This is a genomic window from Limosilactobacillus albertensis, from assembly GCF_014145555.1.
Classification (GTDB): domain Bacteria; phylum Bacillota; class Bacilli; order Lactobacillales; family Lactobacillaceae; genus Limosilactobacillus; species Limosilactobacillus albertensis.
Genome location: NZ_JACIVD010000066.1, coordinates 52,835 through 66,053, shown reverse-complemented (window position 1 = coordinate 66,053; position 13,219 = coordinate 52,835). Strand labels below are relative to the sequence as shown.

Sequence of the window (13,219 nt, the reverse complement as noted above, 5' to 3'; positions counted from 1 at the left end):
GTGCAATACACAGAAATAATGGTTCGCTACGGTGAGCTTTCAACGAAGGGTCATAATAAAAAGTCATTTATTGACCGGTTAGGCGTAAACGTACGAAAGGCCCTTCATAGTTTTGAACAAGTAAAAGTTCATGCTCAACGTGACCGTCTTCATGTTGAACTAAATGGTGCTGATTATGATTCCGTAATGAAGCGATTGAAATTAGTATTTGGGATTCAAAATTTCTCACCATCGATTAAGGTTGAAAAAACGTTTGAAGCTACCGCTAAAGCAGCTGTTCAGATGATTGAAGAGCAAGTAGATAAGCCGATTACCTTTAAGGTGGAAACACGGCGGTCTGACCACCAATTTGCGATGGATACTTTTGAGATGAACAATAAGCTTGGGGGATACTTACTAGAAAAATTCCCAGAAAAGCTTAAAGTTGATGTTCATAACCCAGACTTGACACTACGGGTCGAGATTCGGCTTAATGGTATTTTCTTATCCAGCGAGACTATCAAGGGGGCAGGTGGTTTGCCCGTTGGAACTGCTGGTAAGGGGATGATGATGATGTCTGGCGGAATTGATTCACCGGTTGCAGCATACCTGGGAATGAAGCGGGGCGTCTCAATGGAAATGGTTCATTTCTTTAGTCCGCCATATACAAGTCCCCAAGCATTGGCAAAGGCAAAACAATTAACGGAAAAGCTTGCTAAGTATAGCGGGAGTATCAAGTTTATTCAGGTACCATTTGCTGAAATTCAGGAAACAGTGAAGGAAAAGGTTCCGGAAGGTTACTTAATGACAATTCAGCGACGGATGATGCTTAGATTAGCTGCAGCGTTAATGATTAAACGTCATGGACTAGCAATCTTTAATGGCGAATCACTTGGTCAGGTTGCATCGCAAACAATGGAAAGTATGCTAGCAATCAACGATGTAACATCTTATCCGGTTTTGCGACCGGTTTTGTCATTTGATAAAACTGAAATTATTAAAATTGCGCAGGATATTGATACCTATGAACTTTCAATTTTGCCATATGAAGACTGTTGTACCGTCTTTACGCCGCCTTCACCTAAGACGCGGCCAAACGTTGATCGAGCCCGTGAGTATGAGAAACGTCTTGATATTGAAGGATTGATGCAACGAGCCCTTGACGGGATTGAAATTACTGAGATTCATCCTGGCGATGATTACTTAAACCAAAACGAAGATGTTTTTGCTGAATTACTTTAAATAGGTCTTGACGAGGTTTAATAATTTAGCTATGATACACTTTAATAAGCATTGACCGAAAGAGTAGTAGAGTGACACTTAATAAGCGAAGTCCTGATAGTGCAAGGGGGCTAGTTAAGCTTTATGAAGGTAGTTCGGGAGCTGATATGCTGAAACGAATAGTAGGCGTATCCGGTTCATTTACCGTTACTAAATGATAAAGCGGAGTGCGTACTGGTACGTACTCAATTTAGGTGGTACCGCGATTAATTCGTCCTATCGATTGTGATAGGGCGTTTTTTAGTTAATGCATGAATAATGATGATTGATTTTTGAAAGGAGTTTCTGTTATGACAGAAAAAGACATGTCTACCAAGTATGATCCGTCTACTGTTGAAAAGGGACGGTACCAATGGTGGATTGACCAAGGATTCTTTAAGCCAAGTGGAGATAAAAAGGCTCATCCATACTCAATTGTTATTCCGCCACCGAATGTTACTGGGAAGCTTCACCTGGGTCATGCTTGGGATACGACCTTACAAGATATGATTATTCGGCAAAAGCGGATGCAAGGATATGATGTTTTATGGGTTCCAGGGATGGATCACGCTGGAATTGCTACCCAGGCTAAGGTTGAAGCCCGTCTTCGTAAACAAGGCATTTCTCGTTATGATTTAGGCCGTGAAAAGTTTGTTCAGCAAGTTTGGGACTGGAAAGATGAATACGCTGATATTATTCACCAACAGTGGGCGAAAATGGGGATTTCCGTGGACTATGACCGTGAACGTTTTACCCTTGATGAGGGGTTGAACAAAGCAGTCCGAAAAGTTTTTGTTGACCTCTACAACAAAGGCTTGATTTATCGCGGAACCTACATCATTAATTGGGACCCGCAAGCCCGTACTGCTTTATCTGATATTGAAGTTATTCATAAGGATGATAAGGGTGCATTTTACCATGTTAAGTATCCATTTACTGACGGTACTATTTTTAATGGTAAGGATTACATTGAAATTGCGACAACTCGTCCTGAAACAATGTTTGGTGATGAGGCTGTTGCCGTTAACCCTAATGATGAACGGTATAAAGAATTAGTTGGTAAAAAAGTCATGGTACCGCTGGTTAATCGGGAAATTGAAATTATTGCCGATGATTATGTAACGCCTGATTTTGGTACTGGGATGGTTAAGATTACTCCAGCTCATGATCCAAACGACTTTAAGGTAGGTAAGCGTCACAACCTTCCTGAACTTAATACGATGAATGAGGATGCTTCAATGAACGAAAATGCTGGTAAATACGAAGGCATGGATCGTTTTGAAGCCCGTGAAGCAATCGTTAAGGACCTTCAAGATCAAGGTTACATGTTAAAGGTTGACCCGATTGTTCACTCTGTTGGTCATTCTGAACGGACTGGTGTTCAAGTTGAAGCCCGTCTTTCAACACAGTGGTTTGTTAAGATGAAGCCATTAGCAGAAGCTGCCCTTAAAAACCAGGATACTGATGATCGGGTTAACTTTATTCCTGAACGATTTGAGCACACCTTTACTCAATGGATGGAAAATATTCATGATTGGGTTATCTCTCGTCAATTATGGTGGGGACATCGGATCCCAGCTTGGTATAACAAGAAGACCGGTGAAGTTTATGTTGGAATGGAAGCTCCTAAAGATATTGAGAACTGGGAACAAGACAAAGATGTTCTTGATACTTGGTTCTCAAGTGCGCTTTGGCCATTTTCAACGATGGGCTGGCCTGACACCGACTCAGCAGACTTTAAGCGGTATTTCCCAACTAATACTTTAGTTACTGGTTATGATATTATCTTCTTCTGGGTTTCACGGATGATTTTCCAATCTCTTGAATTTACAGGCCGTGCACCATTTAAGAATGTCCTTCTTCACGGTTTGATTCGTGATGAACAAGGGCGAAAGATGAGTAAATCACTTGGTAATGGTATTGACCCAATGGATGTTATTAAGAAGTATGGTGTGGATGCGCTTCGGTGGTTCTTAATTACTGGGTCAACCCCTGGACAAGATATTCGTTTTAGCTACACTAAGATGGATGCGGCTTGGAACTTTATTAATAAGATTTGGAACGCTAGTCGCTACGTTATTATGAACCTTGGCGATATGCCGGCACCGGTCCTTCCTGACAAGAGTAAGTGGGACTTGGCTGATCGGTGGATTTTAAGCCGGTTAAATGCAACGGTAAAGCAGGTTAATGAACAATTCGATAAGTTTGAATTTGGGGAAGCCGGCCGTGCATTATATAACTTTATTTGGAATGATTTCTGTGATTGGTACATTGAAATGACCAAGGAGAAACTTAACAATGGTACCGCTGAAGAAAAGGCGGATACTAAGAATATTCTTGGTTATGTATTAGACCAAACCTTAAAGATGCTGCACCCGATTATGCCATTTGTTACTGAAAAATTATGGCAATCGATGCCTCATGATGGAAAGTCGATCATGATTGCTAAGTATCCAGTAGCTCATGAAGAACTTGACGATCCGGCAGCTACTGAACAGATGAATAGTTTAATTGAATTAATTAAAGCCGTTCGGAACATTCGGAGTGAAGCTAATGCACCAATGTCTAAGCCGGTTGATATTTTAGTGAAGGTTGATAATGACCACCTAGCTCAGATGTTAACTGACAACCGGGACTATATTGAACGCTTCTGTCATCCAGAAAACTTAACAATTGGTTCAGATGTTGAGACACCTAAGCTAGCTATGAGTGGAATTTTAGCCGGAGCAGAAGTTTACATTCCGATGGCTGAATTAGTTGATCTTGATGAAGAACGTGCTCGAATGGAAAAAGAAATTGCCAAGCTTGAAAAAGAAGTAGAACGTTCACAAAAGAAACTTAGTAACGAAAAATTCGTTAATAATGCTCCAGAAAAGGTTGTTGAAGCTGAACGGCAAAAAGCAACCGAATGGCAGCAAAAGTTAATGGCGGCAAAAGAACGTCTTGCATCGCTCCAAGAAGCATAATGTAAATTTATAAGCGGATAATCAATATAATAGACAATAAATGATAATTAGATCATTTGATTATTGGCGGTAAGGCTACTGATACTAGACTTTTAACTAATAACGGTAAATAAGGAAACAAGGAAACTTGTTTCCTTATTTGTTTAACATGAATAAATAATCATATATTATTCAAAAATGTTTATCAATCGATAAGAGTTAAATAGCTGATAATTAAGCGTTTTAATTACAAAATATTTCACATATTTGCCATTTATTTATTGTAATTATTTATCACAAGTATTATGATTAAAAGTGTAGAAACAGGAAACGGTTTCAACTATTACTTTTATTTGATGTACTTCGGAGGGAGGTATTTTATAATGAATATTCTTAGTCTGGCACGTTTCCAATTTGCCATGACGACGGTCTATCACTTCTTCTTTGTTCCATTTTCTATTGGGACAGCATTTATCGTCGCCATTATGGAAAGTATGTATGTTTCAACTAAGGACGAGACATACAAAAAAATGGCAAAATACTGGGGGAATATTTTCCTGTTGAGTTTTGCTGTTGGTGTTGTTACAGGTTTGATTCAGGAATTCCAATTTGGGATGAACTGGTCTGACTATTCACGTTTTATGGGTGACATTTTCGGTGCCCCACTTGCCTTAGAAGCATTGCTATCATTCTTTATGGAATCTACATTTATAGGCTTGTGGGTATTTACCTGGAAAAAAGTTAGACCTGGCGTACACCTATTCTTTATTTGGATGACTAGTATTGGTTCGTTAACATCTGCTTTGTGGATTTTAACTGCTAACTCATTCATGCAACACCCGGTTGGCTATGAAGTAAAAGGCGGCCGTGCTGTTATGGTTGACTTTGGGGCATTATTAAAGAACCCACAATTATGGTATGAATACGGACATGTAATTCTTAATGCCATCATGATGGGTGGAGTTATTATTGCCGGTTTAACAGCATTCCAGCTTCTTAAGAACAAAAAACTTTCTGAAGCTAATAAGAAGTTCTACAAGAAGTCAATGCGAATTGGGTTGCTTTTTGCACTAATCTTCTCCATTGGTGGAATTGCATTAGGGGATGCACAAATGCAGTACCTAATCAAAGAACAGCCAATGAAGTTTGCAGCTACTGAAGATGTATTTACAACTACTGGTAAACACGCACCATGGACAGTTGTTGGAATTGCAGATATGAAGGAGCACAAAGTAAAGGATAATATTGATATTCCATATGCTTTAAGTATTCTGTCATATCATAAGACTACCGGTGCAGTTACAGGGATGAATGAGCTTAATGCGCAATATAAGAAAAAGTATGGGAAGAACCTTGATTACTACCCACCAGTAAACACCTTGTTCTATAGTTTCCGGATTATGTGTGCAATCGGTGCTTGGATTTTCTTAGTTTCATTAGTCGGTTTGATTATGACAAGGGAAAAGAGCAAGAAACCGCTGGCACAACGCCGCTGGGCACTTTGGTGTATTGCAATTACCACATTCTTACCATTTATCGGTAACACTGCTGGTTGGTTTGTAACTGAATTTGGTCGTATACCATGGACAGTTTATGGTTTGTTTACGATTGCTGAAAGTGTATCGCCAAATGTTTCGGTTGGATCGTTGTTAACATCAAACATTGTTTACTTCGTATTATTTACTACTCTAGCAATTACCCTGATTTGGTTAATTGTTCGCGAATTACGGAAAGATCCATCAGAGGCGATTGAACCTAAATTTAAGAAGGTCCTTGACCCATTTGACAAGGAGGCGTTCTAAATGAGTTTTCTTCAATTACTATGGTTTATATTGATTGGAGTGCTATTTGCCGGCTTCTTCTTCCTTGATGGATTTGACTATGGGGTAGGAATGGCTGTTGAAACACTTGCTCATAATGAATCAGAGCGTGATCAGCTTGTCCGGACAATTGGACCGGTTTGGGATGCTAATGAAGTATGGCTAATTACAGCTGGTGGGGCAATGTTTGCCTCATTCCCATATTGGTACGCCAGTCTTTTCAGCGGATATTACTTAATTCTGATGATTATTTTAGCTGGCTTGATTATTCGTGGTGTTTCGTTTGAATTCCGTAAGAATAGTCCAATGCCTAAAAAGCGGATTTGGGACTGGGCATTAGCAATTGGTAGTGCAATTGTTCCATTCTTCCTTGGAATTATGTTTGTTAGCATGATTCATGGAATGCCAATTGATGCTAACGGTAATTTCCATGCTGGTTTCTTTGATTACTTTAACTGGATTTCAGTTGTTGGTGGAATTGCTTTATTACTATTGACCTACTTACACGGAATTAATTACATTGCTTTGAAGACGACTGGTCCGGTTCAAGAACGGGCACGGAACTATGCTGAGTTCCTATACTGGATCCTCTATGCCGGTGAAGTTGTCTTTGCATTGTTGCTGATCTTTATGACCGACTTTATGGCAGTTCACCCAGTTGGTACAATCTTAATGCTTGTTCTGATTGTTGGCTTCTCGGTTCTTGCACATGCGGAAACCTTTGCTGGTCATGAACTAGTTGCTTTTATTTCCAGTGGATTAACATTGGTATCATTGGTTGTATTGATCTTCATTGGTCTGTTCCCTCGTGTACTGATTAGCAGCATTAGTCCGAAGTACAGCATTTTAATTCAAAATGCTTCATCAACGGAGTACACATTAACGGTAATGACCATTGCAACATGCTGTCTTTTACCATTCGTTTTGGCATATACAATCTGGGCTTACTGGATTTTCCGCAAGCGGATTGCAATGCCTGCTATTCCGGAGGTTAAATAAAATTTATGATTGATCGACTACTCTTCAAAATAAAGGGGAGCAGACATATCATGATTAGGCTTGTGGGGCTTTATGTCCTGCAAGCTTTTCTTATCCTTGGTCAGGGATTAAGCTTAGCAGCATTGTTAACCGGCTTATGGCAGGGACACACCCTCCTAAGCCAGATTTACTGGCTAATTGGATTTATTGTTTGCTATCTTTTACGACACGGATTAACAGAGGTTGGAAATGGTTGGTTAGACCGGTATTCCTCAGTAGCTGCGCAAAACTTTCGCCAGCAGTTATTAAAAAAGGTTTTTGAATTAGGACCAGTAATTGTTCAACGTGAAGGAACGGGGAATATGGTAACCCTTGCGCTAGATGGAATTAAGGAAGTTGAAAATTATATCCAATTAATCTACAGCAAGGTAATTAGCATGATGATTATTCCAGTGCTTCTTTTAATTGCCTGCTTTTGGCTAGACTGGATTTCCGGAGTTGTTATGTTGCTGGTCTATCCCTTAATTGTTTTGTTTATGATTATTCTTGGCTATGCCGCAAAGGCAAAAGCTGATCGGCAATTCGCGGCTTTTCAAGTATTGTCGAACCACTTTATTGATTCATTACGGGGAATCGACACATTGAAGTATTTTGGCCTTAGTAAGAGATATTCGCAAAGCATCTATCGTTCAAGCGAACAATTCCGAAAGTCGACAATGAGTGTGATAAAGGTGGCAATGCTATCAACCTTTGCATTAGATTTTTTCACGACATTAGCTATTGCAGTGTTAGCCGTCTTCCTTGGACTACGGCTAATAAACGGACACTTATTATTATTCCCGGCATTAGCAATTTTAATTTTGGCGCCAGAATACTTTTTGCCAATTAGAAACTTTGCGAGTGATTACCATGCGACTTTGAATGGAAAAAATTCTTTCCATGCTGTCCTTAAAATTCTCAATATGCCATTACCGAAAAAGCCGGCTATTAAGCTTCATCAATGGTCGGACAATGATCAATTAACTTTTGATGATGTAAAATTTACTTACCCTCATGAAGGTAGTGAATTAGCAAATCTTAATTTGACAGTTAAGGGTTATCAAAAAATTGGAATTATCGGTATGAGTGGTGCTGGAAAGACAACTTTGATTAATCTTTTAAGCGGTTTTTTAGCGCCAACAACTGGAAAGATTAATATTCAAGATCAAGAAGTGGCAACCTTGGATATTAATAGCTGGCAAAAACAAATTCTATATATTCCGCAAACACCATATATTTTTGCTGATACGCTTAAAAATAATATTGCTTTCTATACTCCTGATGTTAGTGAGGATAAGATAAAAGAAGCAATTCATGTTGTGGGATTAGATGATTTAGTTGCTGAATTACCCCAAGGATTGTCAACAATGATTGGAAGCGGCCATCGGGCATTAAGCGGGGGACAGGCACAACGGATAGCGTTAGCCCGTGCTTTTCTTGACCCCTCCCGAAAAGTAATGATTTTTGATGAACCGACTGCTCACCTTGATATTGAGACTGAACTTGAATTGAAAAAAAGGATGATCCCTTTAATGGAAAATAGGTTAGTCTTTTTTGCTACTCATCGTTTACACTGGATGAAACAGATGGACCATATTCTGGTACTTAAGAACGGTAAATTGATTGAACAGGGAACCTATCAACAGTTGCTTGATAAACAGGGGTATTTTGTCGAACTTATGAATCAGACGAAGGGAAAGGAGATTACCCATGGATAAAATACCATTATTAAAGGCGATGAAACATGATCGGTGGGTAAAACCATTCCTTAAACGATATAAGTGGACGCTTGTGCTTGCAATTACGCTTGGGATTATTACCTTTATCTGTGCGAGCGGGTTAATGTTTACTGCTGGATACCTTATTAGTAAATCCGCAACAATGCCATTCAATATTTTATTGGTATACGTACCGATTGTTTTAACCCGTGCTTTCGGAATTTTTCGACCTGTAACTAATTATTTTGAACGATTAGCTAGTCATAATTGGGTCTTTAAAATGACTTCTGCTTTTCGGAAGAAATTGTATGACTCTTTAGAACAAGATGCAGTTTTCTTTAATAGCAAGTACCGAATTGGCGATATTTTAGGATTGCTTTCTGAAGATGTTGCTCATATCCAAAACTTATACTTACGAACCATTTTTCCGATGCTAGTAGCATTTGGCATTTACGCGCTTATTGTTATTGGCATGGGGGTTATTTCACCTTTAATGGGACTCTTGATGTTAATTTTATTTGGCTTGATTATCATTGCGATTCCGGTGTGGTCAGTATTAGTTAACGGTGCTCGGCAACAGTTGGAGAAACAATATACTAATACGCTTTATGCCGACTTGACAGATAACGTTATGGGGATTACAGACTGGGTATTTGCCGGTCGAAGCGCAGATTATCTGCAACATTATGACAAGAGTGAACACCATCTATTAGCGTCTCAAAAAGCGATGAAACGCTTTGAACATTGGCGTGACTTCGTATTACAAACAATGATTTTATTAATTGTGGTTAGTTTGATTGTTTGGGGAGCAGCCCGTTTTGGTGGTCATTGGGGCGGCAGCGCTAATTGGATTGCGGCCTTTGTTCTTTGTGTTTTCCCGCTTGATGAGGTGTTATCAAGTTTACCGACGGCCGCTCAGCAGACTAATGTATATGCCGATTCATTAAAGCGATTAAATAACCTGCCTCAACCTGCAGAACCTTCAAAGGCTAATATTGATATTGCAGCACCATATACTCTTAAAATTACTGATTTGCATTATCGTTATCCCAAAACTGAAAAAATGATTTTGCGAGGTATTAACCTTGACATCAATCCCGGTGAAAAGGTTGCTATTCTCGGGCGAAGCGGTGCGGGTAAGAGTACGCTGGCTAGTTTAATTCGTGGTGATCGGACACCAACCTCTGGGAGCGTAACTTTGAATGAAGTTTCAACTGATAAGTTTGGCGATGAAATTTCTAAGTATATTGGTATTGTTCACCAGTCGCCATATTTATTTAATACAACAATCCTGAACAACATTCGTTTAGGGAGCGAAGATGCAAGCGAAGAGCAAGTGTGGGAAGTCCTTGATCGGGTTGGCTTAGCATCAATGATTAAACGATTGCCTAAGGGACTGCATACAATGGTTGATGAAGCTGGATTGCGTTTTTCTGGCGGCGAACGTCATCGGCTATCATTAGCAAGAATCTTGTTAAAAGATGCACCGATTATTTTACTTGATGAACCGACTGTAGGATTAGACCCGATGACAGAAGAAAAGGTTATTGAAACCTTTATGGAACAATTACATGGTAAGACATTAATTTGGATCACCCACCACTTACAAGGGATTGAAATGATGGACCAGGTTGTTTTTATTGAAAACGGACAAATATCAATGCAAGGAAGCCCTGCCAAACTGCAAGAAACAAATCAACATTACCAGATGCTGAAAAAAGCAGATGAAGGTAATTAGTTGGTTTAGAATGTTATAATAATTACGAACCAATGATGGAAGGATGAACGACAATGAAAGAAGTTGTTGTACTTGGAGCTGGTTATGCTGGCTTAAAAACTGTTGTATTATTGCAAAAGAAATTAAAGAATGATATTCATATTACTTTAGTTAATCGTAATAGCTATCATTATGAGGCAACTGATTTACATGAAACAGCTGCAGGAACGCAAAGTGCCTCCAGAATTTCTTATCCGATTAGTGACGTTATTGACCCGCAGATTACAACATTTATTCAAGATGAAGTTGTGAAAATTGATTCAGAGAAAAAGACCGTTAAGCTTGCTGGTCATGAAGAATTGCTTCACTATGATTACTGTGTTCTGGGTCTTGGATTTGTTTCCGAAACATTTGGTATTTCAGGGGCAAAAGAGAATGCCTTCCCAATGACTAATGTTAAAGAAGCTTTAGCAATTTACGACCATATTATTGCCAAAATGAAGGATTATCGAACAAGTCATAATCCAGATGACCTGCATATTATTATTTGTGGTGGTGGATTTACCGGTATTGAGTTAGCTGGAGCCCTTGTTGATGCTCGTCCAAGTTACGCCAAAATTGCGGGCGTTTCACCAGATGAAATTAAGATTACAATAATTGAAGCTTCGACAAGATTAATGCCAATGTTTAGTGAAGATTTAGCTGATTATGGTGTTAACCTTGTTAAGAACTTAGGCGTTCAATTACTTGATGGGTCGCGGATTAGTAAAATTGAACCAGGAAAAGTAAGTTATCGCCACGCCGATGAAGAAGAACAGTCAATGACTGCTGGAACCATTATTTGGACGACTGGTGTTAGCGGTAACCCATTAATGGAAGAATGTGGCTTTAATGCTAAACGTGGCCGGGTATTGGTAACAGATCACCTAACAGATCCTCAGCACGATGATATTTATATTATTGGGGATGTTGCAGCAGTAATGCCGCCTGATGGTAAGCGTCCATATCCGACTACCGCGCAAATTGCATTGGCGATGGCAGACTACACAGCGGAAGATATTGTTTCACGGATTAAAACCGGCAAACATGAAGAAAAGCCATTTACTTATAAGTCATTGGGAACGGTGGCTTCGGTAGGTAATACCCATGGTTTTGGTGAAGCAATGGGACACGAACTTCGTGGCTATCTGGCTTCGGTAATGAAGAAGATAATTGCTGACCGTTCTTTAATGGAGACTGGAGGCATAAAAGAATTGCTTTCCAAAGGTCGGTTTGATTTATATCACTAAAAATATGAAAAGGAAGGGATGGGAAAATTTTCTCTCAGTCGCTTCCCTTTTTTATTTGTTGTTAAAATGATAAAGATAATTAGATAATTAATAGGTGATGTAAATGATAGAAACATACGACGAAGCGTTATCTTTTATTCATGGACGGACGCAATTTAAAAAAATTCCTACACTTAAGAGGATGAGGAGATTTTTAGCAGAATTGGGTAATCCGCAAGAAGGACTTAATTATATTCATGTAACTGGAACAAATGGCAAAGGCTCGACTGTTGCAATGATGCGGTCTGCTTTATTAGCGAGCGGCCTTACAGTTGGAAGTTTTACTTCGCCATTTATTACCCGCTTCAATGAACGGATTGAATATAATAATGTCCCAATTAGTGATGAAGATCTTTTGCGAATGGTTCAAAAGATTGCACCGATTGTAAAAAAACTTGATGCCGAATTAGCGACGGGTGGTCCGACTGAGTTTGAAATTGACACTGCGATAATGTTTTGTTACATGGCGGAAAAAAAGCCTGATGTAGTATTACTTGAAGTTGGTATTGGCGGACTCTATGATTCAACAAATGTTATCAAGCCGGTTGTTAGTGTCATAACCACGGTTGGCTGGGACCATATGAAGTACTTAGGGAATACTATTTCAAAAATTGCTACTCAAAAGGCGGGGATAATTAAAGCAAAAGTGCCCGTAGTGATTGGTAATTTGCCGGAAGAAGCACGAACAACAATTAGAAAAGATGCACAAAAAAAATCCTCACCGGTATTTGAATTAGCCGAGGACTTTTCAGTGCGGAAGCTTAATGGTCACCATCTTCATTCCAAGATTCAATATCAAGGAAAGAAAATTAAAAAATTAGAAGTTACGCTTGGCTTAGCAGGAGAGTATCAAGTAGAAAATGCTGCAATTGCTCTTATGACGATTGAGCTTTTTATGACCAAGATGGGGCTGTCAATTGATCGGCGGGCCCTAATTGAGGGTTTAGAGCATACCAGCTGGCCGGGCCGTCTCGAAGAAGTTAATACAACGCCATTGGTTTTACTTGATGGAGCACATAATTTACCAGGAGTTCAGGCGCTTGTTAAGACAATAAAAAATGATTTTGCTGATCGTGAAGTCTACTTACTTGTAGCTATTTTGGCAGACAAACAGTATGAGCTAATGCTTGGCGAGTTAGCAAGCCTTGGTAATGTCCATTTAACTGTTACGCATTTTGCTGGACCGGGTCCCAAACGGCCGAGTGCAGATTTAGGGGCAGCTGTTGATAGCATTCCGACTAAGTATCCTGTCCAGGTTGTAAATGATTGGCAATTAGGTATCGGTCAGGTCGCTAGTCAGATGAGTGAAGAAGACGTAATGATTATTACTGGTTCGCTTTATTTTATTTCTGATGTTCGTAAATTATTTTTAAATTGAAAAATGCAAAATCCCAAATTTTCCGTATTTAAATATATAGAGAGTAAAAAGGAGAAT

At 39.3% G+C, this 13,219-nt stretch carries 8 protein-coding genes and 1 other annotated feature; all 8 genes read left to right on the top strand.

The window, feature by feature from the left end:
* Window positions 1-1,221, top strand: coding sequence for a tRNA uracil 4-sulfurtransferase ThiI (gene thiI / locus H5S41_RS07885; protein ID WP_182602891.1), 1,221 nt, complete (start codon window positions 1-3; stop codon window positions 1,219-1,221).
* A gap of 42 nt (window positions 1,222-1,263) precedes the next feature.
* Window positions 1,264-1,482: a binding site (T-box leader), on the top strand.
* Window positions 1,483-1,550: 68 nt separating this feature from the next.
* The gene (locus H5S41_RS07880; RefSeq protein ID WP_182602890.1) at window positions 1,551-4,205 is read left to right on the top strand and encodes a valine--tRNA ligase; all 2,655 of its coding nucleotides are present in this window, start codon (window positions 1,551-1,553) and stop codon (window positions 4,203-4,205) included.
* Between the two features lie 362 nt (window positions 4,206-4,567).
* Window positions 4,568-5,986 carry a cytochrome ubiquinol oxidase subunit I gene (locus H5S41_RS07875; protein WP_182602889.1) on the top strand — a complete coding sequence of 473 codons (1,419 nt, stop codon included), beginning with the start codon at window positions 4,568-4,570 and terminating at the stop codon, window positions 5,984-5,986.
* Complete coding sequence (gene cydB, locus H5S41_RS07870) at window positions 5,987-7,003, top strand: cytochrome d ubiquinol oxidase subunit II (protein WP_182602888.1); 1,017 nt, start codon at window positions 5,987-5,989, stop codon at window positions 7,001-7,003.
* A gap of 5 nt (window positions 7,004-7,008) precedes the next feature.
* Entirely contained in the window at window positions 7,009-8,739 is a 1,731-nt protein-coding gene (gene cydD, locus H5S41_RS07865; protein ID WP_182602887.1) for a thiol reductant ABC exporter subunit CydD, read from the top strand.
* Window positions 8,732-10,477 (top strand): thiol reductant ABC exporter subunit CydC, encoded by a 1,746-nt coding sequence (gene cydC, locus H5S41_RS07860; RefSeq protein WP_182602886.1) that lies wholly within the window; start codon window positions 8,732-8,734, stop codon window positions 10,475-10,477. Before cydD ends, cydC begins: the two co-directional genes overlap by 8 nt.
* A gap of 53 nt (window positions 10,478-10,530) precedes the next feature.
* Window positions 10,531-11,745, top strand: a complete 1,215-nt coding sequence (locus H5S41_RS07855) for an NAD(P)/FAD-dependent oxidoreductase (RefSeq protein WP_182602885.1) — start codon at window positions 10,531-10,533, stop codon at window positions 11,743-11,745.
* 103 nt (window positions 11,746-11,848) lie between these two features.
* Window positions 11,849-13,162, top strand: coding sequence for a bifunctional folylpolyglutamate synthase/dihydrofolate synthase (locus H5S41_RS07850; RefSeq protein WP_182602884.1), 1,314 nt, complete (start codon window positions 11,849-11,851; stop codon window positions 13,160-13,162).
* Window positions 13,163-13,219: the final 57 nt, after the last annotated feature.